27 protein-coding genes are annotated in these 24252 nt (G+C 69.3%); 12 read left to right on the top strand and 15 right to left on the bottom strand.

Features of this window, described 5'->3' with window-relative positions; translation table 11 throughout:
* Position 1: 1 nt before the first annotated feature.
* The 12 genes from Q0D93_RS07150 to Q0D93_RS07205 all read right to left on the bottom strand — a co-directional run bounded on the left by Q0D93_RS07150 (position 2) and on the right by Q0D93_RS07205 (position 10806).
* Positions 2–631: a chemotaxis protein CheX gene (locus Q0D93_RS07150; protein ID WP_294392400.1), complete on the bottom strand. Its 630-nt coding sequence runs from the start codon at positions 629–631 to the stop codon at positions 2–4.
* 2 nt (positions 632–633) lie between these two features.
* Positions 634–1014 (bottom strand): response regulator, encoded by a 381-nt coding sequence (locus Q0D93_RS07155; RefSeq protein WP_294392402.1) that lies wholly within the window; start codon positions 1012–1014, stop codon positions 634–636.
* Positions 1011–1322 (bottom strand): hypothetical protein, encoded by a 312-nt coding sequence (locus Q0D93_RS07160; protein WP_294392405.1) that lies wholly within the window; start codon positions 1320–1322, stop codon positions 1011–1013. The genes Q0D93_RS07155 and Q0D93_RS07160 overlap by 4 nt, the downstream gene beginning before the upstream one ends.
* Positions 1319–3226: an ATP-binding protein gene (locus tag Q0D93_RS07165; protein WP_294392407.1), complete on the bottom strand. Its 1908-nt coding sequence runs from the start codon at positions 3224–3226 to the stop codon at positions 1319–1321. Before Q0D93_RS07165 ends, Q0D93_RS07160 begins: the two co-directional genes overlap by 4 nt.
* Positions 3226–4080 carry a protein-glutamate O-methyltransferase CheR gene (locus tag Q0D93_RS07170; RefSeq protein WP_294392409.1) on the bottom strand — a complete coding sequence of 285 codons (855 nt, stop codon included), beginning with the start codon at positions 4078–4080 and terminating at the stop codon, positions 3226–3228. Before Q0D93_RS07170 ends, Q0D93_RS07165 begins: the two co-directional genes overlap by 1 nt.
* Positions 4077–5156 carry a chemotaxis-specific protein-glutamate methyltransferase CheB gene (cheB, locus tag Q0D93_RS07175; RefSeq protein WP_294392411.1) on the bottom strand — a complete coding sequence of 360 codons (1080 nt, stop codon included), beginning with the start codon at positions 5154–5156 and terminating at the stop codon, positions 4077–4079. Before cheB ends, Q0D93_RS07170 begins: the two co-directional genes overlap by 4 nt.
* A gap of 14 nt (positions 5157–5170) precedes the next feature.
* The gene (locus tag Q0D93_RS07180; RefSeq protein WP_294392412.1) at positions 5171–6547 is read right to left on the bottom strand and encodes a chemotaxis protein CheW; all 1377 of its coding nucleotides are present in this window, start codon (positions 6545–6547) and stop codon (positions 5171–5173) included.
* 5 nt (positions 6548–6552) lie between these two features.
* A complete protein-coding gene (locus Q0D93_RS07185; protein ID WP_294392415.1) occupies positions 6553–8469 on the bottom strand; it encodes a methyl-accepting chemotaxis protein in 1917 nt (638 codons plus the stop codon).
* 119 nt (positions 8470–8588) lie between these two features.
* Positions 8589–8978 carry a PilZ domain-containing protein gene (locus tag Q0D93_RS07190; RefSeq protein ID WP_294392417.1) on the bottom strand — a complete coding sequence of 130 codons (390 nt, stop codon included), beginning with the start codon at positions 8976–8978 and terminating at the stop codon, positions 8589–8591.
* Positions 8979–9074: 96 nt separating this feature from the next.
* A complete protein-coding gene (dksA, locus tag Q0D93_RS07195; RefSeq protein WP_294392419.1) occupies positions 9075–9527 on the bottom strand; it encodes an RNA polymerase-binding protein DksA in 453 nt (150 codons plus the stop codon).
* A 138-nt stretch (positions 9528–9665) separates the two neighbouring features.
* Positions 9666–10238, bottom strand: coding sequence for a hypothetical protein (locus Q0D93_RS07200; protein ID WP_294392420.1), 573 nt, complete (start codon positions 10236–10238; stop codon positions 9666–9668).
* Between the two features lie 118 nt (positions 10239–10356).
* Positions 10357–10806, bottom strand: coding sequence for a host attachment family protein (locus tag Q0D93_RS07205; protein ID WP_294392422.1), 450 nt, complete (start codon positions 10804–10806; stop codon positions 10357–10359).
* A 101-nt stretch (positions 10807–10907) separates the two neighbouring features.
* Here Q0D93_RS07205 and serS point away from each other — a divergent pair, with 101 nt between their 5' ends.
* From serS to Q0D93_RS07230, 5 genes are all read left to right on the top strand, one after another.
* Positions 10908–12197 carry a serine--tRNA ligase gene (serS, locus tag Q0D93_RS07210; RefSeq protein WP_294392423.1) on the top strand — a complete coding sequence of 430 codons (1290 nt, stop codon included), beginning with the start codon at positions 10908–10910 and terminating at the stop codon, positions 12195–12197.
* On the top strand, positions 12197–12964 hold the full coding sequence (gene surE, locus Q0D93_RS07215; protein ID WP_294392425.1) for a 5'/3'-nucleotidase SurE: 768 nt from the start codon (positions 12197–12199) through the stop codon (positions 12962–12964). The genes serS and surE overlap by 1 nt, the downstream gene beginning before the upstream one ends.
* Entirely contained in the window at positions 12961–13932 is a 972-nt protein-coding gene (locus Q0D93_RS07220; protein WP_294392427.1) for a peptidoglycan DD-metalloendopeptidase family protein, read from the top strand. Before surE ends, Q0D93_RS07220 begins: the two co-directional genes overlap by 4 nt.
* Positions 13929–14981, top strand: coding sequence for a potassium channel family protein (locus tag Q0D93_RS07225; protein WP_294392430.1), 1053 nt, complete (start codon positions 13929–13931; stop codon positions 14979–14981). The genes Q0D93_RS07220 and Q0D93_RS07225 overlap by 4 nt, the downstream gene beginning before the upstream one ends.
* Positions 14982–15098: 117 nt before the next feature.
* Positions 15099–15269, top strand: coding sequence for a hypothetical protein (locus tag Q0D93_RS07230; RefSeq protein ID WP_294392431.1), 171 nt, complete (start codon positions 15099–15101; stop codon positions 15267–15269).
* Positions 15270–15732: 463 nt separating this feature from the next.
* On the opposite strand, the gene Q0D93_RS07235 is transcribed toward Q0D93_RS07230, so the two are convergent.
* Positions 15733–16743 carry a polyprenyl synthetase family protein gene (locus Q0D93_RS07235; protein WP_294392434.1) on the bottom strand — a complete coding sequence of 337 codons (1011 nt, stop codon included), beginning with the start codon at positions 16741–16743 and terminating at the stop codon, positions 15733–15735.
* A gap of 102 nt (positions 16744–16845) precedes the next feature.
* Here Q0D93_RS07235 and Q0D93_RS07240 point away from each other — a divergent pair, with 102 nt between their 5' ends.
* Entirely contained in the window at positions 16846–17130 is a 285-nt protein-coding gene (locus Q0D93_RS07240; RefSeq protein ID WP_294392437.1) for a chorismate mutase, read from the top strand.
* Positions 17131–17139: 9 nt separating this feature from the next.
* Here Q0D93_RS07240 and Q0D93_RS07245 read toward each other — a convergent pair whose 3' ends face one another.
* A complete protein-coding gene (locus Q0D93_RS07245; protein WP_294392439.1) occupies positions 17140–17487 on the bottom strand; it encodes a JAB domain-containing protein in 348 nt (115 codons plus the stop codon).
* A 188-nt stretch (positions 17488–17675) separates the two neighbouring features.
* Between Q0D93_RS07245 and thyA the strand changes: the two genes are divergently transcribed.
* The 5 genes from thyA (at position 17676) to Q0D93_RS07270 (ending at position 22016) form a co-directional block, all read left to right on the top strand.
* Positions 17676–18596 carry a thymidylate synthase gene (gene thyA, locus Q0D93_RS07250; protein WP_294392440.1) on the top strand — a complete coding sequence of 307 codons (921 nt, stop codon included), beginning with the start codon at positions 17676–17678 and terminating at the stop codon, positions 18594–18596.
* A 33-nt stretch (positions 18597–18629) separates the two neighbouring features.
* Positions 18630–19496, top strand: a complete 867-nt coding sequence (locus tag Q0D93_RS07255; RefSeq protein WP_294392512.1) for a 2-dehydro-3-deoxygalactonokinase — start codon at positions 18630–18632, stop codon at positions 19494–19496.
* A complete protein-coding gene (locus Q0D93_RS07260) occupies positions 19493–20137 on the top strand; it encodes a 2-dehydro-3-deoxy-6-phosphogalactonate aldolase (protein WP_294392442.1) in 645 nt (214 codons plus the stop codon). The genes Q0D93_RS07255 and Q0D93_RS07260 overlap by 4 nt, the downstream gene beginning before the upstream one ends.
* A 7-nt stretch (positions 20138–20144) precedes the next feature.
* Entirely contained in the window at positions 20145–20654 is a 510-nt protein-coding gene (locus tag Q0D93_RS07265) for a hypothetical protein (protein WP_294392444.1), read from the top strand.
* A gap of 852 nt (positions 20655–21506) precedes the next feature.
* Positions 21507–22016: an outer membrane beta-barrel protein gene (locus Q0D93_RS07270; RefSeq protein WP_294392446.1), complete on the top strand. Its 510-nt coding sequence runs from the start codon at positions 21507–21509 to the stop codon at positions 22014–22016.
* A 66-nt stretch (positions 22017–22082) separates the two neighbouring features.
* Here the strand turns inward: Q0D93_RS07270 and Q0D93_RS07275 are convergent, their stop codons facing one another.
* Positions 22083–22952: an alpha/beta hydrolase gene (locus tag Q0D93_RS07275; RefSeq protein WP_294392448.1), complete on the bottom strand. Its 870-nt coding sequence runs from the start codon at positions 22950–22952 to the stop codon at positions 22083–22085.
* A 236-nt stretch (positions 22953–23188) separates the two neighbouring features.
* On the opposite strand from Q0D93_RS07275, the gene Q0D93_RS07280 reads away from it, so the two are divergent.
* A complete protein-coding gene (locus Q0D93_RS07280; RefSeq protein ID WP_294392450.1) occupies positions 23189–24172 on the top strand; it encodes a VOC family protein in 984 nt (327 codons plus the stop codon).
* Positions 24173–24252 lie beyond the last annotated feature (80 nt).

Genomic DNA, 24252 nt, shown 5'->3' on the forward strand with positions numbered 1-24252 from the left:
GTCAGAGGTCGTCGCCGGCGACGCGCTGGATGAACTCGCCCAGCAATTCGCGCAGGGTGGCGAGCGAGGGCAGGTCCATCACCATCGCGATATAGCCGCGAATGTCCCGCTTGCGGACGGAGAAGTCGATGTAGAGGAACAGCACCAGCCCCCCCGACGATCCCTCACCCGCGCCGAACAGGGTGGTGCCGCTGCCCCTGAACACTTCGGGGATGGTCATGGTCAACGACCGCTTGAGCATGTTGGCGATGGTGGCAAGGCAGCTGTTGAGGATGACGTTGCCGGTTTCGGCCAGCGCCTCCCGCTCCATCTCCCGCACCTCCTCGGGTCCGAGTTCGTCGCCGGTGACGGCGCGGACCAGTTCCAGGCTGTTGCTTTCGGGGAAGATCAGCAGCGCGCGGCCGCAAAAGGGGCCGGTGAAATCCTGCCGCACCGCGACCAGTTCGCTCACCTCGCGCTCGCCGATCAGGCGAGCGGCGCGGTCCTGGCTCACCACCTCGATCGAGGGGACGGACAGCAGCACCTGATCCGCGACCATCTTGCGCAGGCTGCTGGCGGCGCGGCTGACGCCGATATTGACGATCTCGGTCAGCGCATCGCGCTCAAGCTCGCCCAGCACGATCTCCGACACGATTACCCCTTTGATCGCAGGCGCAACGCCGCGCCCGAAAGAAAGCCGCGCAGCCCTTCGCTGGTCACCGGCTTGGGCACGAAGGTGGCGCCGATGTCACGCGCGCGGGCGATGATCTCGTCCTGGATGTTGGCGGTGACGATCGCGATCGGCATGTCGGGATGACGCGCGCGCAGTTCCGCCGCGAGTTCCAGCCCGTCCATCTCCATCATGTTGAAGTCGAGCAGCGCCAGATCCGCCGGCTGCGCGTCGAGCAGGGCCAGCGCCTCGGCGCCGCCACCCGCCTCCACCTTCTGCCAATCGGGCTGAAGCTCGGCCAGCGCCTTGCCGGCCACGATCCGGGCCAGCTTGCTATCGTCGACGATCAACACCTTCACGGTCATTGCATACTCCGCACGGGATCCTGATGCGGACCCGCATAATCGGCCGACCTTAACGCTTTGATGCCCTCCCCGACAGGGGCTTGCAGCAGCGGCGCGACGTGGGCGCGGAGGAACGGGTCCGCCACCTGCCCCACCACGGGCATGCAGGCCGCGAGCAGCAGCTGCACCAGCGCGCCGTGCAGCCGGGTGGCGGCGGTCCAGTCCACCATGCGCGCGCCGGCTTGCAGCGCCAGCAGCAGGGGTTCGGCATCCTCCACCAGGCATGGCCCCGACAGGATCACGCGGTCGCCCTCCACGCGCACGGTCATCCGACCAGCTCCGCCAGATCGAGCACGAGCAACACCCCTCCATCGGCCAGCAGGGTGGTGCCGGCGACGTACAATGCGCCGGAAAGGAGCCCGCCCCGTGGGCGGACGATGCTTTCCACCACCTGTTCCAGCCCGTCCACCTCCCACGCGATCGGGCCGTCGGCGGTGTCCGTCACCAGCAGGCGGAGCGGGTCCGCACCCGCGCCGGTTCCGCCCAGCGCCTCCGCCAGTCCGAGTACCGGGACGGTGCGGTCGCGCAGCACGCAGGCGCGGCCCGCGCCCACGTCCGTCAATCGGTCGCGCCCGATCCGCACAACCTGGCGGATCTGGTCGAAGGCGATCCCGTAGCGTTCGCTGCCCGCCCGGACGATCAGCAGCCGGGTGGTGACGGCATGGACCGGAAAGCGCAGGGTGATGCGCGTGCCCTGGCCGACCGTGCTGTCCACCTCCAGCCGCCCTCCGAGCCGATCCACCGTCGCGCGGACCGAGTCCATGCCGACGCCGCGCCCGGAAATGTCGGTCACGTCGGATGCGGTGGAGAAACCGGGAGCAAAGATCAGGCCGCGCGCCTCCGTGTCCGACAGCGCGGCGGCGGCATCAAGGGAGAGCAGGCCGCGCTCGGCCGCAACCCGGCGGATGCGGTCGGGGTCGATGCCCCGGCCGTCATCCGCCAGCGTGATCGCCACCTCGCCGCCCCGGGGCGTGGCGGTGAGACCGACCCGTGCCTCGGCGGGCTTGCCGGCGGCGGCGCGGACGGACGGGGGCTCGATCCCGTGGTCGATCGCGTTGCGGAGGAGGTGCAACAGCGGCTCGAACACGCCATCGGCTATGTCCTTGTCGACCTCCAGCCCCTCGCCCTGGACCGTGAAGCGGACCGGCTTGCCGAGTTCGTCCGCGATCTGGCGGGCGAGGCGGGGCAGGCGCTGGAGCCCGGTGCCGAGGGTGACCAGGCGCAGCGCGGTGGCGGAGCGGCGCAGCCGGCCGAGCGCGCGGTCGAGGCCCGCATGGCTCAGCCGGATCGCGGCGGCGAGTTCGGGATCGGCGCGCTCCGCCTCCGCCGCCAGCGCGGTGAGGGCGTTCGCGGCGGTGACGAGTTCGCCCACCTCCTCGCTCAGCCGGTCGAGCCGGGTGCCGTCCACCCGGATCGTGCGGGCGGACGGCGCCGGGGTGGGTGGCGCGGGCACGGCGGGCGACGATGGCGGGTCGATCGTGGCGATGCTGATCTGGTCGGGCACGAACCGGAAGGCGGCGCGCACCTCTTCCGCCGCGGCGGTGCTGATCCCCTCCAACGCCATGACGCAGCGGAACGGGTCCCATGTGTCGAGGGTGGGCCAAGGCTCGGCAGGCAGCACCGCCAGGCGGAGCAGGCCGGGCATGGCGGCGACCAGCGCCAGCGGATCGTCGCCCCGGAAGAAGCATTGCGCGTCGGGCCGGTAGCGGAAGGCGGTGAGCGACCCGGCAACGGCGGCGACCGTCGGCGCCTCCCGTTCGCGCAGCATATCGAGCCAGGACCGGGGCGCAGGCGCGGCATCCTCCCCCCGCAGGGCGGCGAGGAGGTGCTGGGCCACCTCCATCGATGCCGGAACCTCGCCCCCCTGCTCCATCGCGTCGATCCAGCGATCGACCTGATCCACGCAGGCCAGCACCGCCGCGACCTGTCCGCCGGCCAAGGGGCGGCTGGCCTTGCGCGCGGCGGACAGCACATCCTCGGCCGCGTGGAGGATGCGCTCCGCCGGCTTCATGTCGAAGATCGCGACTGAACCCTTGAGCGTGTGCACCGCCCGGAACAGGCGGTCGATCGCCGTGGCGTCGCCGGGATGGACGGCGAGCAGGCCCAAGGCGGCCTGCGCCTCCGCCACCAGTTCGCGCCCTTCGATCAGGAATTGTTCGAGCAGTTCGTCCATCACGGCTTCCGATAGACGATTGCGTCCGCCAGACGCAGCAGGATGAAGCGTTCGTCGATGCGCGCCATGGATTCGCTATGCCCCAGGCAGAGGAAGCCGCCGGGATTGAGCGCATCGAACAGGTTGGCGGCCGCCGCCGCGCGCGACGCTTCGTCGAAATAGATCAGCAGGTTGCGGCACAGCACGACGTCGAACCTGCCCTGCGCCGCGACGCTTGCGGAATCGATGATGTTGGCGGCGGTGAAGTGCACGGATTCGCGCAGATCGGCGATGATCCGGCGGCGGTGGCGGTGTTCGGCCTCAAAATAGAGGTCGACCAGCGCCGGCGGCATGCGGGACAGGGCGCGCCTGCCGTAACAGCCGGCCCGTGCCTGCTCGACGGCATGGGTGTCGATGTCGGAGCCGACGATCTCCACATTGTAGGCATCCACCAGCCGCCAGTTTTCCAGCAGCCAGATCGCGATGGAATAAGGCTCCTCCCCGGTCGAGCAGGGCAAGGACCACAGCCGCACGAGGTCGCCCGGGCGGCGGCGTTCGATGATGCGGGGCAGCAGGTCCCTGGCGAGGGCCGCGAACTGATAGTCCTCGCGGTAGAAATAGGTTTCGTTGACGGTGCAGGCGTTGATCAGCGCCTGCCGCTCCGCCGCATCGCTGGCGAGCAGGGCGAGATATTGGCGCATGTCCGCCGCGCCCGAATGCCGCACCCGTTCCGCCACGCGCCGTTCGATATAATAATGCTTGTTGTCGCGGAACGTCATGCCGGTCCAGCGATAGAGCAGGTCGGTCACGCGCCGGAAATCGTCGGCGGACAGGCTTGCGGGGGGCGGCCCGCCCCCACCGATCGGCTGGCTCATCCGGCGAGCGTCGCCAGCAGGCGCGCGATGCCGTCGAGGGGCGTGACGAAGTCCGCGCCGCCGCCACGGACCAGCGCGCCGGGCATCCCCCAGATCACCGCCGTCTCCTCCGCCTCCGCCACGGTGCGGCCGCCTTTGGCCTTCAACTCCGTCATCGCCGCCACCCCGTCCGTTCCCATTCCGGTCAACAACACGCCAACCAGGCGTTCAGGGGCGACGATGCCTAGCGCGCTGGCGACCATGCGGTCGACGCTGGGGTGCCAGTGATGGTCCGGGCTGCCGGGCGCGGGCATGGCGGCGACCGCGCCCTGACGGCGGCTGATCAGGACGTCGCCGTCGCCGCGCGCGATATAGGCGCGGCGGGGCTGGAGGATCGTAGGGCCGGTCAGTTCCTCCACACCGATCGCGCATATGCGGTCGAGCCGACGGGCGAGCGGCCCGGTGAAGCTGGCGGGCATATGCTGGGCGATCACGATCGGGCTGGCGAAGCCGGCGGGCAATGCGGGCAGGATCGCGTCCAGCGCGGGCGGGCCGCCGGTGGAACAGCCGATCAGCACCAGCCCGCCCTGAACCGGACGGCCTTGCGGCGGTGCGGGTCGGGGAACGGGGTCGGTCGGGTGGCCGGCCAGGGCGCGCGCGCGGTGAAGGCGCACCCGCTCGGCCAGGCGGGTGGTGCGCGACAGGCGGACACCGGCGGCGGCGCGCACGGTGGACACCATTTCCTCGGCCGCCGCCGGCAATTCGAGCGACAATGCGCCCCGTGGCTTGGGCACGAACGCCACCGCGCCGAGCGCCATCGCCTCCACCGTCTCCTCCGCCCCTTCGGTGGTCAGGGCGGAGACCATCACCACCGGGCAGGGCCGCTCCACCATGATGCGGTCGAGACAGGCCAGGCCGCTCATGCCGGGCATGGTGATGTCGAGCGTGACCACGTTCGGCCGGAAGACGGGCAAGGCGGCCAGCGCCTCCTCCCCGCTGCGCGCCACCGCGACCGTGAAGTCGCCCGCGCCCCGGAACAGATCGGTCAGCAGCAGCCGGACCAGCGGCGAATCATCGACGATCAGCAGCCGGATCATGCCCGCCGCGCCATTCAGCGGACCCGCTCCGCGACCGGATCCCGCCCGGTCCGGCCGAGCAGCGCGTCGGGGGAGGCGACCAGCAGGGTGCGGGCGCCGTCGTCCAGCCGGATGACGCGGCGAAACAAGGCGCCCTGTTCGGCCGCGAGCGGCGGCGCGGGGGCGATGGCGGCGACCGGCACCGCCAATACTCCGCTCACCGCATCGACCAACAGCCCGGCGCGGAGATCCCGCGTGCGGGTGACGATCACGCGCCGGGTGGCGGCGGTGACGGGCGTGCCGCCGAAGCAACGGCCTTGGTCGATCACCGGCAGGACGCGCCCGCGGAGGTTCATCAGGCCACGCAGGACATCCGGGGCACGGGGCACACGGGCGAGCTGCTGCGGCATGGTCGCGACCTCCTCCACCGCCGCGATCGGCAGGGCATATTCGGTCGCGCCGATGCGGAAGAAGAGAAAGCGTTCGGGCGCCGCCGCCGGCCCTGCGACCGACACCTCCCCCGAGGCGGCGGAGGCGTGCAGCAGGCGCGCCGCCTGATCCTCTGCCAGCAGCTGCTCCGCCGCCAATAGGGGGATGAGCCGGGTGCCGTCGGCGACGCGGCAGATCGCCTGGATGCGCGCCGCGCCCCGGCTGCGTTGCAGCATGGCGGGCACGGGATCGATCAGCCGTTTCGCCACGCGCAGCACCTGCCCGGTCGCATCGACCACCAAGCCGACCCGGTGCGCGCCGATCCTGGTCACCACCACCCGCGCCCGTTGCGCCGCTCCGCCCGGGGCCAAGCCGAGCAGGGCAGCCAGCGACAGCAAGGGCAGCGTGGCTCCGCGATGCGCGATCGTGCCGAGCGCGACCGGATCGGAACCGGGCGGGGCGGCATGGTGGGGTGACAGGCGCAGAACCTGATCCACCTGCGCCACGGGCAGCGCATAATCCTGTCCGCCGACCACCAGGCCGAGCAGGGCCACCACCTGTTCCTTCGCATGCGCCTCTACGGGATCGATGCGGGCAGGCACGCGTGGCCGGGGAGGCGCGATGCCGAGCCGAGCGGCCAACAGCGCCACGATCTCGGCGGAGCGATCCCCCCCCGCCCCGCTTGCGACCAGCGCGCCCACATCCTCCACCAGCAGCCCGCAAAGCGTGGCGCCGTCCAGCAGCACCATGCGGCCGTTACGCCCGCACGGACGGTCGAGCAGGGCCGCCAGGCTGACGACCGGCACGACCGCGCCGTCGATATTGGCCAGCCCCTTCAAGGCGGGCGGCGCCAGCGGCACGGGGGTAAGCCGGGGCGGGCGGACGACACCTCGCACCGCCGCCGCGGCCACCGCCACCCGCTCGCCGCCCGCGATCAGGGTCAGCGTGGCGGCGCTGCGTGCAGTGGTTCCAGCGGGGGACACCGGCGTCAGGCGTCCGCGCGCTGGAGCGTTCCGGCAAGCGAGGCGATCTCCTCGATGGTGGCGGCCAGCGCCTCCGCGCCCTGCGCCTGCTCGGCGGCGGCCCTGCCCGCCTCGCGCGCGGCGACCCGCGCCTGCTCGGCCGCGCCGGCAATCTGTTCGGTGCCGAGGCGGATTTCGCGGACGGAGGTGAGCGCGCGGTCCGCTCCGGCCTCGATCGCTTGAACGGCGGCGCGGGTTTGGGCCAATTCGTCCAGCACGTTGCCGAGCCGGTCGGCCACCACCCGGCTGCGGCCGACCTCCACCTCCGCCGCCGACGCGATCTGGTCGAGGTCGCGTTCCAGCCTGGTGATGCCGTCCTGGATGGCGCGGACCCCGCCCCTGGCGCGTTCGGCGCGCGCCGCCGCGTCATGGGCGAGCTTGCGAATATCGGCGGACACCGCCGCGAAGCCGCGCCCGACCTCGCCCGAGCGGGTCGCCTCCACCGAACCGCTGACCGCGAGCATCCCGGTCTGCACCGCCAGCAAGGCGAGCGCGTCCGTGACCCGCTCGATCCTGCGACTGGCGTCACGCAGCGCGGCGAGGCGTTGCAGCACGTCGCGGGTGCGGCCAAGCGCGGCCGCGACGCCATCGGCCAGGCCGGACACGATCCGACGTCCGTCCGCGGCGGACGCGACGACGCCGTCCAGCCGTTCGGCGGTATGGCGGGCGATCGCCTGCGAGCGTTCGGCGCTCGCCTCGATCAGGCTCATCGCGCTGTGCGCCTGGATGGTCGCGGCGGCCTGCGACTGGGCGCCGCGCCCGATCTGGTCCACGGCGACCACGATCTCGGTCGCGGCGCCTGACAATTGCTGCACCGTGGCCGACAATTGCTCGGCGGCGACGGCCACCTGCTCCAGCGCGGCGTGATCCCGCCCGCCCTCGCGCAGGGCCGCCGCCAGATCGCCCAGGGATTCGGCGGTGTCCTGGCTTTGGTCGAGCGATTGGGTCTGTTGCGCGATCGCCTGCTGCGCCTCGGCGGCGGCGGCGGACTGCTCCTCTGCGGCGGTGGCGACCACCTCGGCGCCGCGCTCCGCATCGCGCGAGGCGGTTTCGATCTCGGCGGCGGCGAGTACGATGTCCCCGACCCCGCCCGCCAGCGCGGCCAATTCCTGGCGTGAGGCGTCCAACTGGACCAGCACCGCGCGGGCGGAGGCCGCCTCACGCTCGCCCACGGACGCGGCGGCGCGGGTGTCGGCGGCAATGTGCTTCACCTCGGTGGCTGCGGCCTGGGCCAGGGCGCTGATGTCGCGCGCGCTGGTTTCGGACGATCCCGCGAGCAGGCGCACCTCGTCCGCGACGATGGCGAAGCCACGCCCCTCCTCGCCCACCCGTGCCGCCTCGACCGCCGCGTTGAGCGCGAGCAGCCCGGTTTCTTCCGCCGTCTCGGCCACGGTGCGGCCGATCTCGCTCAGGTCGGCCGCACCCGATTCCAGCAATCCGATCAGATCGACCAGCCCCAACTGACGCCGCGCATTGAGCTCCACTGCGGCGGCGGAGCCATCGATCTGCGTGCCGACCTCACCATAGGCCGACCGCACCGCGTCGGCCCTGCGGCGCGACAGTTCGGCGCGTTCGCTGGCATCGCGGAAGGTGGCATTGAGGACGGCGATGGTGCCGAGCGATTCCTGCGCGGCCCCAGCCGCTTCCTCCGCGCCGCTCGAAATCTGCTCCATCGCGCGCTGCAATTGGGTGGAGGCGGCGGACGCCTGGATCAGGCCGGCGGCGAGTTCGCCTGTCGCCTGGTCGATCCGCTCGGCCGGAGTGGATGCGCGCTGCGCCCGGGGACGTCGCGGCGCCGCCTGCTGTTCCGCTGCCACCGGTGCATCCCCGCTTTGGCCGGAGCCGGCACGCGCGCCAAGAGCGGACTTCTTCACTAGCGCCATGGATCGTCTCTCTTGCCGTGTGGTGGCGGGCATAGAGGAGCCGTCCGGCAACGCAACATGGATGGGGCGGCGACGGGTCAGCCTGTCCGGCCCGGTGAGCGGGTCCGGTCAAAGGAGGGTCAGCGGATGCTGGGTCGCCACATCGCGCGGGAGGGCTTCACCAGTTGCGGCTGCGGGTTGCCGCCGACCGGCTTGCGGGCGGAACGGGGATCGACCGGCGCGTCGAAGGCGATGCCGAGCCGGCCGCCGGCGATCCAGGCGATCTTGCCGTCGACCTGGCCGATGCCGCGCAGCTCCACCTGGATCGCGTCACCGCGCAGGAAGGTGACCGGGGATTCCGCCATCAGTCCGCCGCTGGACAGGTTGCGCACCTTGACCGACACGTCGGGTCCGCCGGCACGCCGCAGGATCGCCATCAGGAACATGCTGGCCCTCGGCTCCGAACGCACATCCGCGTAGCGGGCGTCTTCGTCCTCCTGGACGTCCGGACTGACCGACTCTTCCACCACAAACCTCTCAAGGCTACCGAGTGGAAGGCATTGCCCCCGAAATGGCTTAAAAGTGATTAACGCACTCTCCGTTACGGTTTGTTCACCGTAGCAGCATCATTCCTCGCGCGAGATCTTCTCGTGGCGCTCGTGCCGCTCCTGCGCCTCGACCGTCATGGTCGCGACCGGCCGCGCTTCCAGCCGGGCCAGCGAGATGGGATCGCCCGTCACCTCGCAATAGCCATATTCGCCTTCGTCGATGCGCCGAATGGCGGCGTCGATCTTGGAAATCAGCTTGCGCTGGCGGTCGCGGGTGCGAAGCTCGATCCCCCAATCGGTTTCGGACGATGCGCGATCGGTGACGTCGGGTTCGCGCAGGGAGTCGATCTGAAGCTGGGCCAGCGTCCCCTGGGATTCACGAAGGATGGACTCCTTCCAGTCGAGCAGCTTGTGGCGAAAATAGGCCTGCTGCTTCTGGTTCATGAAAGGCTCGGACGGAGAAGGCCGATAATCGGCCTCCAGAACATAGTCCTCACCAGCCTCGTCGATCTCGCTCACCGCAGTCGCCATGAACTTTCCGCCCCCCGGCGGAGCACGAGCCCTGGCTCATGCCCCTCGCCGGGGGGCGCTATACGCATGCGACTGATCCACGGCAAGACGGCGGAGCGCAACGGCCTATCGCAAACGCTCCACCTGCCCGCCATGCCGTTAGTCGGCGCCGCCGCCCTGCGGCTGGGCGGCCTTCACCGCCGCGTCCAGCTGCGCCGCGGTCATGCCGATGGTCAGGCCACCGGTCGCGCCCTTGGCAAAGGCATTCTTGGGCAGCACCGCCTGGGACCCGCTGGCGAGCTTCACCGTCACCTGATCGCCACTGACGCTCTCCACCGTGCCGACATTGGCGCCGGCGGAATCGGCAATGGCGCCGCCGACGGCGAAGTCGGGCACGGCGGCGGCCGCGGCGGAACTGACCGCCTGTTCAAGCTGCGCCTTGGTCATGCTGATCGCCACGCCCGCGTCGCGCTTGGCAAAGGCGTTGAGCGGCAGGGTCGCCTTGGCGGTGCCGGTGGAGACCACCGCACCCTGCGGCGTCACGGATTCGATGGTGCCGACCGGGGCACCGCTGGCGTCCACCACGGCAGTGCCGGGGGTCACGGACACGGCGCTGGCCGCGCCGCCGGTCTGGGCATTCGCCTGTTGCGTCGGCTGGGCCGGCGCGGTCTGCGCCAGTGCCGGAGCCGCCGCCAAAGCCGAACCAACCAGCAACAGAGTGAAATACTTCATGCGAAACTCCTTGTGTCAGTTCAGTAACGATCGGGCCTATGTGCCGACATGATGCCACGATCCGTCCAGTCCAGAGCCGGCAGCGACGACTCGTGCCCTCAACAGGACGATATGTGCGTCAGGCTTCGTAGTTCATCAGTGCCGCCTCGATCCGATCCACGGGATGGCCGGTCAGATCCTTGGCGATCTCCGCCGTGATCTTGTCCTGGACATGCTTGCCGTAATGCTTGCGCAGCTCGCCCAGCGTCTTGGGCGACGCGACCACGATCAGGTTCTGGAACTCGCCGGCCAGCGCCGCACTGTTGATCCGCTCCGCCGCCTCGGCCGCGAAGCGATCCTCCGCCTGCTGGTGAAAGTCCGTCTCGCCGATCGAGGCGCCACCGGGGCCGCCGGGGATGCCCGGCTTCTGACCGGCCGTGTCCGTCTTGATGTCGCGGTCATACGCATCCGCCTGCTGCTCGGCGGCGACGACCTGGAGGTTCGGCGCCTCCGCGTCGCCTTCGTTGCGGAAGAACAGCATCTTCGCCCCGTCGGCCACCAGCACATAGCTGTCATGGGGAACGCGCATCGACATACTCCTTCTGTTCGTTCTGTCCCCGGACCAACGCGAGGCGGCGCGACGGGTTGCAGCTTGCATGGGCCACGGCCGCCCGCCATTAGGCTGGCCCCATGCACGATATCCGCGCAATCAAAGACGATCCGGCCGCGTTCGACGCCGGCCTTGGCAAGCGTGGCCTGGCGCCACAGGCGGCGACCCTGCTGCAACTGGACGAGGCGCGCCGATCGCGCATCTCCGAAGCGCAGGGCCTGCAGACCCGCCGCAACGAAGCCTCCAAGGAGATCGGCAAGGCCAAGGCCACCAAGGATGAGGCGGCGGCACAGGCGCTGATGGCTGAGGTCGCCGGGCTGAAGGACCGCATGGCCGTGCTGGACAAGGACGCGGCCGAGGCGGCGACGGCGCTGGACCAGGCGCTGGCCGCCCTCCCCAACCTGCCCGCCGACGACGTGCCGGCGGGCGAGGACGAGGACGGCAATGTCGAGCAGAAGAGGTGGGGCACGCCCCGCGCCTTCGCCTTCGCGGCGCGGGACCATGCCGATATCGGCCCGGCGCTGGGCCTGGATTTCGAGGCGGGCGCGCGGCTTTCCGGCGCGCGCTTCACCGTGCTGCGCGGCGGGGCGGCGCGGCTGCACCGTGCGCTGGGCCAGTTCATGCTGGACCGCCACACGAGCGAGAATGGCTATGCCGAAACCGCCACCCCCGTGATGGTACGGGACGAGGCGATGTTCGGCACGGGCCAGCTGCCCAAGTTCGCCGAAGATTCGTTCCGCACCACCGACGGCCGCTGGCTGATCCCCACCGCCGAGGTGAGCCTGACCAACCTGGTTCGCGAGCAGATCCTGGCGGAAACGGCGCTACCGATCCGGCTGACCGCGCTGACCCAATGCTTCCGCTCGGAAGCGGGTGCTGCGGGGCGCGACACGCGCGGCCTGATCCGGCAGCACCAGTTCGAGAAGGTGGAACTGGTGTCGATCTGCACGGCCGAACAGGCGGCGGACGAGCATGAGCGCATGACCCGCGCGGCCGAGGGCATATTGGAGGCGCTGAACCTGCCCTATCGCCGGATGCTGCTGTGCGACGGGGACATGGGCTTTTCCGCGCGGCGGACCTACGATCTGGAAGTGTGGTTGCCGGGTCAGGACCGCTATCGCGAGATTTCCAGCTGCTCCAGCTTCGGCGAGTTCCAGGCGCGGCGGATGGATGCGCGCTATCGTCCGATTCTTGCCGGGGTGAAGGGCAACACAGCTTTCGTCCACACGCTCAACGGATCGGGGCTGGCGGTCGGCCGCACGCTGGTGGCGGTAATCGAGAATTATCAGGAAGAGGACGGATCGGTGACCGTGCCGGACGTGCTGCGGCCTTACATGGGCGGGATCGACCGGATCGGGGCGCTGGCCTGATGCGTATCCTGGTCACCAACGACGATGGCATCGGCGCGGCCGGCATCCACCTGCTGGAGGAGGTTGCGCGCGGCTTTTCCGAGGACGTCACCGTGGTCGCGCCGGCGGAGGAGCAATCGGGCAAGGGCCGCTCGCTGACGATCAGCCAGCCGATGCGGCTGCGGACCTTCGACGACCGTCACCATGCGGTGACGGGCACACCGACCGACGCCGTGATCGCGGCACTGGCGCTGATCATGAAGGACAATCCGCCCGACCTGATCCTGTCCGGCATCAATCGCGGGTCCAACCTGGCCGAGGACGTCAGCTATTCCGGCACGGTCGCGGCCGCGATGGAGGGCGCGCTGGCCGGCATTCCCGCGATCGCGCTGAGCCAGGTCGATGCGCGGCCGGGCATGGGCGACACCGTCCCCTTCTCCGCCGCGGAAGCCTGGGCCAGGACCGCACTGGAGCCGCTGATCGCGGGTCTCGGCGACTGGACGCCCAACACGCTGGTCAACATCAACTTCCCGGCGATCGATCCGGAGGCGGTGAAGGGCATCCGGGTCGTGCGCCAGGGCCTGCGCGATTATGGCGACCCGCAGCTGGAGAAGAGCACCGACCCGCGCGGCTATGATTATTACTGGCTGAACGTGGGCCGGGTGAAGCACCAGAGCGTCGCCACCGACCTGGAATTGTCCGACCGAGGGTATGTCACCGTCACCCCGCTCCACCTCGACATGACCCACGCGGCGTCGATGGCCCGGCTGGAGAGCCTGTACCGGTGAGGACCGGGCTCGCCCCGCTCGCGCTGCTGCTGATCGCGGCGGCGCCGAAGCCGGACAGCGAGCCCCCGCCGGTTTGGGAGGTCAAGGCCGCCACCCCCGCCGCGCGCGACGTGGCGGCGCGGACCTATGTCGTAAAGCCGGGCGAGACGCTGAGCCATGTGGCGATGCGGACCGGCGCCAGCGAGGAGGCGATCGCGCGGGCGAACCGGATCGATCCGCCCTTTTCCGTCTGGAGCGGCCGGCGGCTGAAGATCCCGGCCGGGCGCTATCACACCGTAGGCAAGGGCGAGAGCGGCATCGCCATCGCCCGCGCCTATGGCGTCGACTGGTCGCGCATCGCCACGCTCAACCACCTGAAGGAGCCCTACCTGCTGCGCGCCGGTCAGCGGCTGATGATCCCGAGCAGCAAGGAGGTGGCGAAGATGACGCTGGAACAGCGCGCCGCCGCCTTCACCATCGACATCGACGATCTGGTCACCGGCAGCGAGCCGGCCCTGGCCGAACAGGCGAAACCCGCCGCCCCCACCCGCTCCGCCGCGCGCAAGCTGCCGCCGACCGTTGCGGTGAGCGAGCCGGCGCGGGCCTTTGCCGGCCGCTTCGCCTGGCCGCTGCCGGGCAAGGTGATCGGCCGCTTCGGCCAATATGCCGGCGGCGGGCGCAATGACGGAATCGATATCGCAACCGCGATCGGGATGCCGGTGCGCGCGGCGGCGGACGGGGTTGTGGCCTTTGCCGGTCCGCTCGGCGGGTTCGGCCAGCTGGTCCTGATCCGGCATGGCGAAGGCTGGCTGACCGCCTATGGCTATGCCGACAGGGTGATGGTGCGGCGGGGCCAGTCGGTCAGCCGGGGCGACACGATCGCGCGCGCCGGGGCCAGCGGCAGCGCCCGCCGGCCGCAGCTGCATTTCGAGGTGCGCGAGGGGCGCCGCCCGGTCGACCCCCTCCGCCTGCTGCCGGGGCAGGAATGAGCGGCGGGCGTGGGCGGCCCCGGGCCCCCTCTCCGCTGCGCCGCCGGTCGGCGGTGCCGCCGTGGGTGGCGCTGGCGTGGCGGGTGTTCGCCGCCTTTGCGCTGATCGGCGTGGTGCTGGCGGTCCACTGGTTCGATCGCGTCGGGCTGCGCGACAATGTCGACGGGCATATCAGCTTCATCGACGTCATGTATTTCACCATGATCACCGTCACCACGGTCGGCTTCGGCGACATCGTGCCGGTGACGCCGCGCGCCCGGATGTTCGACACGTTCGTGGTGACGCCGGTGCGGCTGTTCGTGTGGCTGATCTTTCTGGGAACCGCCTATGACTTTCTGCTCAAACGAACCTGGGAGCGTTGGCGCATGGGGGTGATCCAGAAACGGCTGTCGGGCCATGTGCTGCTGTGCGGCTATGGCACCAGCGGCAGCGCGGCGTTGCGCGAACTGGTGGCGCGCGGCACGCCCGCCCAGGACATCGTCGTTATCGACGAAGGGGCGAACGCCATCGCCGCCGCCGAAACCTGCGGCGCGAACGTGCTGGAGGGCGACGCCACCCGCAACGTCACGCTGGAGGCAGCGCGGATCGCCACCGCGCGATCGGTGATCGTGTCGGCGGGGCGCGACGACACCTCCATCCTGATCGTGCTCACCGCGCGGCGGCTGGCGCCGGACGTGCCGATCAGCGTGGTGATCCGCAACGAGGACAACGAGGCGCTGGCCCATCAGGCGGGCGCCAACACCGTCATCAATCCCGCCCACTTCGCCGGCCTGCTGCTCGCCGGATCGACCCACGGCCAGCATCTGGCCAACTACCTGTCCGACCTGGCGGCGGCGCATGGCGAGGTGGCGCTGCACCAGCGCGACGCGAGCCCGGACGACTTTGGCAAGCCGCTGGCCCACATCGCCACCGGCCTGGGCGTGCGCCTGTATCGCGGCGGCAAGGCGTATGGCTTCTGGCAGATCGAGGCCGCGCGGATCGAGCCGGGCGACCAGATCGTGGAAATCGTGCCGCAGATGGGCGACCCGCAATCATCGGCCACCGATTAGGCAAATCCGCCGGACAGGCGTAAGATCCGGCGTCGGCGCCGACTCGTCCCTACAGGCATGACGCCGGCTGACAGCAGGTCGACCGCTGCCGCTTGTGGAGCGAGAGGAGGCTTGGCCATGCGCGCCCGGACCGACGACCGAACCTATTTCCAGCAGCGCGCGGCGCAATGCCGGACCCAGGCCGAACAGGCGCGGGATCCGGCGGTGCGCCAGATTCACCTGCTATTCGCCGCCGCTTACCAAGAGCGCGCGCAGGCGGAGGAACCCGAACCCGCAATGGCTGCGTGAGGGGCGCGGCGCGGTTCAAGGGGGTGGCCTAAGCTGGGTGCCGCCCGGAGTGAGTCGCGCTTGATGGACCGGCGTCGGCTCAACGACTGCGGAACGCCATGGTGGCGCGATGCGGGGTCCGGTCGGTTCAGCTGATCTTTATGCTCCCGCGAAGGCGGGAGCCAGGGGCGTGAGGACGTCGTCAGGACACACGTCGTCAGGAACACACGTCGCCAGGACACACGTCGTCAGGACACAGGGCCCCCGCCTCCGCGGGAGCACAGATTGCTTTAACGGTGGAGGGGCGATCCCGTCCCCGCAATGCAAGGTTCGGTTCTCCTCAGATAACCTCGCTGCTCCCGCAAAGATGGGAACCTAGGACTGGGAAGACGTCGCCGGGAACACAGGGCTCCCGCCTTCGCGGGAGAACAAGCTTGCGTTGACGTGGCGGGGGCGATCCCGCTTCGGTGCCTGGCTCCAGTCCCTAGTAAGCGCGGGCGACGGCGAACTCGACCGCTTCGACCAGGGCGGCCTTGGCCTGTCCGCCCGGAATCGCCGACAGGGCATCGATCGCGCGCTGGCCGTAGAGGCGGGCGCGGGCGTTGGTGTCGGCGATGGCGCCGGCGCGGTTCAGCAGGTCGGTGGCGTGGGCCAGGTCGGCGTCCGACGTGCGATGCCCCTCCATCGCCTCCCGCCAGAAGCGGCGTTCGGCGTCGTTGCCGCGCGCATGGGCCAGGATCACGGGCAACGTCACCTTGCCGTCGCGGAAATCGTCGCCGGCATCCTTGCCCATCGTCTTGTCGTCCGACGCATAATCGATCGCGTCGTCCACCAGCTGGAACGCGATGCCGAGATTGCGGCCATAGGCGTCCAGCGCCTGTTCGCATTCGTCCGACCGTTCCGCCACCACCGCCGCGATCCGGCAGGCGGCCGCGAACAAAGCCGCCGTCTTGGCGCCGATGATGTCGAGATAGCGTTCCTCGCCCGTCTCGATTCGGCGCTGGGCGGTCAACTGGTTGACCTCCCCTTCCGCGATCACCGCGCTGGCGTTGGACAGGATGCGCAGCACGCGCAGGCTGCCATCCTCCACCATCAGCTCGAACGCGCGGCTGAACAGGAAATCGCCCACCAGCACGCTCGCCGAATTGCCCCAGATCAGGTTGGCGGTGCGCCGCCCGCGCCGGGTATTGGACCCGTCCACCACATCGTCGTGCAGCAGGGTGGCGGTGTGGATGAACTCCACGGCGGCGGCCAGCTTGTGGTGGCGCGTGCCCTGGTAATCGAGCAGGCGGGCGCAGGCGAGCGTCAGCATCGGCCGCATTCGTTTGCCGCCACCCGTAATCAGGTGACCGGCCAGTTCGGGGATGAGCGGCACATCCGACTGCATCCGCGCCAGAATGACGCTGTTGACCTGATTCATATCCGCCGTGACCAGCCCGATCATGGGATCGAGCGAGGGCGGCGTTTCGCGATGAAGCGGCGTGACCGTTGCCATGGGTCGGCCCTGTAGGCGCTCGCACGCGCCATGCGCAAGCGCATGGGTTGCGTCACACGGTCCCCGCCCGCAAGAAGGCGCCGATCCAGCAAGGGGAACGACGTGGCCGACGCACAGCTCGACGAATATCGCCAAAGCATCGACAATATCGACGCCGCGCTGATCTTCCTGCTGGCGGAACGGTTCAAGGTGACGCAGGCGGTGGGACGGCACAAGGCGGCGGCCGGCCTGCCGCCCGCCGATCCGGGCCGCGAGGCGGCGCAAGTCGCGCGGCTGCGCGCGCTGGCGCAATCGGCCAAGCTGGACCCCGATTTTTCGGAGAAGTTCCTGCGCTTCGTGATCGACGAGGTGATCCGCCACCACGAACGGGTGCGCGACCAAGCCTGATCGGGCCCCTTACAGCAGCCCGAGCGCGCGAAAGCTGCTGACCCGATCGCCCGCAAAGATCAGGTGGTCGATCAGGTGGAAGTCCAGCGCACGCGCCACATCCGCCAGCCGGCGGGTGGCCGCGCGATCGGCGGCACTTGGCTCCGGATCGCCGGACGGATGGTTATGCGCGACGATCAGTCCGCTCGCGCGCAGGCGAAAGGCTTCCTCGAAAATGCGGGGCAAGGGCAGGTCCACCGCGCTTGCGCTTGCGTCAGACATGAGGCGCAGGCCGAGCAGACGCGCGTGTCGGTTCAGAAAGGCAAGGCATAGCCGTTCGTGGGTCAAACCGTCGAACAGATCGGCGAATAGCCCCACGGCGACGCGAGTATCCGCGACCTCCACGCTGATGCTGTGGGGAACACAAAGCACGCATTACCGCATCCTGGCCGATGGCAATCCGTCCAAGAGCAACCCGGTCCGGTTTGCGGGAGATCCTGGCCGGTTCATCCGAAATGGATCAGTATCATTGGCCTGATGGCCCGATCCGGCTAATCCGTGATCCCATGCATTACGAGCAGCCCTATCTCGATCTCGTCCGAACCGTGTGGGAGACGGGTGACGAGCGGAGCGACCGCACCGGCGTCGGCACGCGATCGCTGTTCGGGGCGACCATGCGGTTCGACCTGCGCGGCAATGCCATGCCCTTGCTCACCACCAAGCGGGTGGCGTGGAAGGTGGCGGCGCGCGAATTGCTGTGGTTCCTGAGCGGATCGACCAATATCCGCCCGCTGGTGGCGGACAAGGTGCATATCTGGACCGACTGGCCGCTCGCCCGCTACCGCGAGGCCACCGGCGAGAACATCGACCGCGATGCGTTCGAGGCGCGCATCCTGGCGGACGAGGATTTTGCGGCCGAATGGGGCGAACTCGGCCCGGTCTATGGCAAGCAGTGGGTCGACTGGCCGCATTACGAGGCCGCCGACATACCGGGCCTCTACAAGCCGGGCCCCGGCATCAACCAGATCGCCGCGCTGGTGGAAGGCCTGCGCACCAATCCGGCGTCACGGCGGCACATCTTCACCGGCTGGAACGTGGCGGAGCTGGAGCAGATGGCTTTGCCCCCCTGCCACATGACCTATCAATTCCATGTCAGCGGCAACCGGCTGTCCGGCATGGTATGGCAAAGGTCGTGCGACCTGGGCCTGGGTTTCGCCTTCAACGTCTTTTCCGCGTCGCTGCTGATCGCGATGCTGGCGCAGCAATGCGAGCTGGAGCCGGGCGAGCTGATCTGGAGCGGGGGCGACGTCCACCTCTACCTCAACCACGCCCATCTGGTGGAGGAGCAGCTGTCGCGCACGCCGGAGGGCGCGCCCAAGCTGCACCTGCTGCGCCGGCCGGAGAGCATCTTCGACTATCGGATCGAGGATATTGCGGTGAGCGATTACACACCGCAGGCGCATATCGCCGCGCCGGTCGCGGTCTGAACGGGAGCAGGAACACTGGGCCAGGCACAATGGATCGCGGTCGACTGGGGATCGACCAACCGCCGCGCGTTCGCGATCAACGGCGACGGGGCGGTGGTCGGACGGATGCGCGACGACAAGGGCGTGATCGCGGTGGCGCCGGGCGGCTTTCCGGCGGCGGTGGCGGAGATACGCGAGACGCTGGGCGCGCTGCCGATGATCCTGGCGGGGATGATCGGCTCCACCCGTGGATGGATCGAGGCGCCTTATCTCGACTGTCCGCTCGACCTGAACGGGCTGGCCGCCGGATTGCACGCCATCCCGGACCAGGATTGCTTCATCGTGCCGGGGCTGCGCGACCTGGGCGATGGGCGGGCCGACGTGATGCGGGGCGAGGAGGTGCAACTGCTCGGCGCGATCGCAGCGGGACTGGCGGAGGCGGACGGACTGGCGGCGCTGCCCGGCACCCACGCCAAATGGGTGCGGACGCAAGGCGGCGCGATCACCCGTTTTCACACCACCATCACCGGTGAGCTGTTCTCCCTGCTGCGCGGCAACGGCATATTGGCGAGCCACCTGACGGCGCAGCCCTGCTTCGGCCCGGCCTTTGTCGAAGGGGTGGAGCGGGCGCGCAGGCGGGCTCCGCTGACCGACCTGTTCCATGTGCGGGCCGGCCCGCTGCTGGGCGTGCTGACGGTGGAGGATGCCTCCTCCTATGCCAGCGGGCTGCTGATCGGCAGCGACGTGCTGAGCGGGCTCGACCTGATCGACGGGGATGAGCCGGTGGCGCTGATCGGCGCGCCGGCGCTGACCCGGCTCTATGCCGAGACGTTGCGCGCGTTCGGGCGCGAATCACGGGCGATTGACGGCGACGAGGCTTTCCTTGCCGGCATGACCGCCCTAGCGAGGCATCTGCCATGACCCATTTCGACCATTTCCAGACCCGTTTCCGCGCCTGCCCGCTTGTCGCCATCCTGCGTGGCATCCGTCCCGAAGAGGCGATCGCCGTCGGCGAGGCGCTGGTGGAGAGCGGCATCCGCATCATCGAGGTGCCGCTGAACTCGCCCGAGCCGTTGCGCAGCATCGAGGCGATGGCCCGGCATTTCGGAGCAGAAGCGCTGATCGGCGCGGGCACCGTGCTGGCCGCCGCCGACGTGGCGCGTGTGAAGGATGCCGGCGGCGGGATCGTCGTGTCGCCGTCCGCCGACGTGGAGGTGATCGCCGCCACCGCCGCCGCCGGCCTGGTCTCCGCCCCTGGTTATTTCACCCCGACCGAGGCGTTTGCGGCGCTGAAGGCCGGCGCGCACGTACTGAAACTGTTCCCGGCCGAGGCCGCGAGCCCCGGCGTGCTGCGCGCGCAACGGGCCGTGCTGCCCAAGGATGTGCCGATGCTGGCGGTCGGCGGGGTCACGCCGCAGACGATGGGGCCGTGGTTCGCGGCCGGGGTCAACGGCTTCGGCCTGGGTTCGGCGCTCTACAAGCCCGGCCAGAGCGCGGAGCAGGTCCGCGCCCAGGCGCGGGCCTTTGCCGACGCGCTCGCCGCCGAACCGGCCAAGGCCTGATCGGCCGGTGACCTTGCGTCTTTCGTACCGCAGCGGCGCACTGGGACTTGCGCTTGCGCTCGGCGCTTGCAGCAGCGTGGTTCCGCCGGCGGCACCGCCGCCGCCTGCGCCGTCCGCTGCGCCGGTGCCCACGTCCGCCGCCAAGCCGGCCGACTGGCGCGACGTTCCGCTGACGACCGGCAGATGGAGCTATCGCCAGACCGGCGCGACCAGTGAAGCCGCGTTCGGCACGGTGGGCGCCCCGCCTGTATTCGCCATGCGCTGCGACCGGGCACGGCGCGAGGTGGCGCTGATCCGGCAGGGAGCGATCGAGGGGCAATTGACCATCCGCACCTCCTACGCGGTGCGCGCCTGGCCACTGACGACGGGCGCGGCGACGGTGCGCGCGAGCGATCCGGCGCTGGACCAGATCGCGTTCAGCCGGGGGCGCTTCTCCGTCGATGCGGCAGGCCAGGCGACGCTCTACCTGCCGGCCTGGGCCGAACCGTCGCGCGTGATCGAGGATTGCCGAACCTGAGCAAGGCGCAACATCCTGACGGCGGATATTTGTTTTTCAAGCCTTGTTCTTGGGGCCGGAACAGCCCACTTTCCGGTTGCTCGTCAACTTAGCGAAAGGAGGTGATCCGATGTCTCATGGTTCAGCTTGGGGGTCGGTTCAGTCCGTTCGGGGGACGCGTTTCTAGCGATTGTTAGGAACGCCGGGGTCTCCCGGGCCGGATACCCGGCCGCTGACCCATGTTTGGAAGGGCCGTTCGGTGCAGACCGGGCGGCCCTTCTTTCATATGCGACCTACGGGCATCCCGGGGAGCGTATTTTGCCGACGTCGACACAGTCCCATGCCCTGGCGAGGCGGACGCCGACCGCCAGCGGCATCATCGGCGCTTTGCGTTCGCTGGTCGCAGCGCGGTTTTCGATCGGGCCAGATCGAAGCCGGTCTTGAAGGATCGACGGGGCACATGCACCGCCGACAGTGCGGCCGGCGACTCACGCCATCGCTGCTTCACCGTACCTTTCGCGCGTGAACGGGTTCATGCACAGCTGGAAAATGCAGCGCGCCTGACGGCTAAAAATCGCGCGGGCGGGGCATGACCCCGACCGAGCCCGATCACCGTGCGATGGCAGTTTACGCAAGCGCAACCATCGTCTGTCGCCGCGGCGCAACATATTATCGCGTCCATAGGTCTTGCGCGTGCGACTTTGTTGCGGGTGGGCGCACACGACGCCTGTTCAAGGGCTTGTCAGCAGATCCTCAGCGAGACCGTTGCAGCAAGGCAACAAGTTCTGTTTCGTTTATGTGACATTCATGTTGCGGCGCGGAGAAGCCCCCTCCCCGCGGCTTGCCCGTGGGTATCGCAAAAGGAATAAAGATATGCGTTCGATTGCTCTCGCTGCGCTTGCGGCTGTTGCTGTTGCTGCTCCGGCGGCTGCGCAGGACGGGGCCCCCTTCACCGGTGCGCGCATCGGCGCCACCTTGGGCTATGACAAGGCCCAGGGCCGTGACGGCTTCACCTATGGCGGCGCGTTCGGTTACGACGTCGCGGTGACCCCGAACGTCGTGCTCGGCGCGGAGGGTACGTTTGAGGACACCACCACCAAGTTCGCCGGCACCCACCTGTCGCGCGACGTCGCCATCTCGGCCCGCGCCGGCTATGTGCTGACCCCGCAGATCCTGGGCTTCGCCAAGGTCGGCTACGACACGACCCGCGTCGAGTTCCAGAACGGCACGCACAACAACCTTGAAGGCGTCCGTTACGGCGGTGGCGTGGAATATGCGCTGACCCCGCGCACCTACGTGTCGGCCGAATATCGCCGCACGGAATATGAAGGCAATTTCGGCGGCCGCGATGCCGGCATCGTCGGCTTCGGCGTTCGTTTCTGATCGCCTGAACGATCGTGGGGCCGGGACGCATGTTCCGGCCCTGCTCCCCTCCTAAAACTCTCCCCATTAGCGTTTTGCGACCAGCCAGCCGCCGTCGCTCAACCAGTCGGCCAGCCGGTCGGGCCAGTGCTGGATCGAAATGCGGTCATTGTGCATGGCGAGGTTGAAGCCATGGTCGGTGTCCGCGAACATATGCAGTTCCGCCGACACGCCCGCGTCGCGCAACTGGCCGTAGAGCGCCAGCGATGGCGGCGCGCAGCACGTGTCGACCGATCCGGCGGCGATGAAGGCCGGGGGCGCCCCCGCAACCGCCTTGCCGGGTATGCCGAGCGGCCCCGGATAGACCAGCACTTGAAAGTCCGGCCGGGCGCTTTCACGATCGATCGCGTCGCCAGCGGCCGACGCGGACGGCGCCGGATTGTCGGCCACCAGCGACACCAATTCACCCCCTGCGGAAAAGCCCATGATCCCGATGCGATGGGGATCGACGCGATAGTCGCGCGCATGGGCCCGCACCCAGCGTATCGCCCGCCGCGCATCGGCGGCGGCATCGCCCTCGATCGTGTAGGTTGAGCCGGGCTCCCGGGCGAGGCGATATTTGAGGACGAAGGTGGTGATGCCGTAGCGGTTCAGCGCCCTGGCGGGGACCATGCCTTCGTTCTGGAACACCAGCATGCGATGCCCGCCGCCGGGCACGATGACGATCGCGGCCCCGTTGGCGCGGGCGGGATCGGCGGGGGAGATGGCAAGCGAGGGATTGTGGACGTTGTGCACATAGCTGCCTCCCTCCAGCCGCTCGCTTTCGTTGGCGTGGCCCTCGGACCCCGGCGCGCCGTGCGGCCACAGCGGGATAAAGCTGTCTTGCGCGACGGGCGCTGCGCCGGCCACGGCCGCACAGGCCGACAGCAGAGCCGGAACGGTCCAACGCAGGGTCATGGTCCACACTCCCGATCGCACGCCGCCTTGCCGCCTCTGCCACCGGCGGATCCCTTGCGCGCGCCCTTGCATCAGCCTGGCGCCAGCAAAAGCCACAATCCCGACCTTGGTCGTGCCCCGCCGCCATGGCGAACCCGTGGCATCCAACGTCGTGACGGGCCGTGACAGGATAGAGAACGCCTCCTAAGCTGTCCCGATGCTGCCGGAGAGCAGCGGACTGGAGAAGGACAAGGCTTATGAAACAGCGGCATAGCACCGATCGCGGCACGTCGATCCGGATCATGCGGCGCGGGCGGGCTCGCGCGGGCCTGTGCGTCATTGCCGCGCTTGCGGCCGTGGGTGCCACCGCCGCGCCATCGGCCCCGGCCGATCGTCCGCCGATTACCGGCATATCGCACCTCGCCGTCTATTCGCGCGACATGAACAAGAGCGAGCAATTCTACGTCCACGTGCTTGGCGCCCGCAAAGATGCGGATCCCGAAAATGCAAAGGGCGTGCGTTATTACCTGAGCGCGCGCCAGTTCGTGGAGGTGTTGCCCGCGCCGCCGCAGCAGAGGGCGAGCATGTTGGCCCATGCCGCATACCAGACCGCCGATGCGCCGGGCTTGCGCGCCTGGCTTGCCAAGCGGGGAATGAAGGATCTGGGCGCCGTGCAACGTGGCGCCGACGGTACGCAATGGTTTGCGACGCATGACCCGGAAGGCAACGAGGTCCAGTTCGTCCAGCCCGCTACCCAGGACGACACGCCGGTGGAGGGCGCGATCAGCGGGCGGATCATCCATGTCGGCTATGCGGTGCATGACCGCGCGAAGCAGGACGTTTTCTACCGGCAACTGCTCGGCTTCCGGCCTTACTGGTATGGCGCGTTCAATGCCGACAAGGTCGACTGGGTATCGCAGCAGACACCGGACGGGCATGACTGGCTTGAATATATGATGGTCGGTCCGGGATCGGACGTGCCGATGGAGAAGGTGGACGCCAATCAGCTGGGCGTGCTGAACCACCTGTCACTGGGCGTCGCGAACATGCAGGCGGCGGTTACCACCCTGATTCGCGAAGACCGGCTGAGCCCGCGCCATGACGGCCCGCAAATGGGGCTGGACGGCAAATGGCAGGCCAATCTGTATGATCCCGATGGTACGCGGGTCGAATTGATGGAGTTCCAGCCGGTCGTGAAACCATGCTGCTCGGCTTTCACCGCCGACAGCCCGACACGATGATCGGTTTCGACGAAGCCTGATCCACCTTGGGCATGACGTCCGTGTCGCGCTGCCTGATCGCGCTACGACATCAAGCGGGC

It is taken from the genome of uncultured Sphingomonas sp., from assembly GCF_934560975.1.
Lineage (GTDB): Bacteria > Pseudomonadota > Alphaproteobacteria > Sphingomonadales > Sphingomonadaceae > Sphingomonas_I.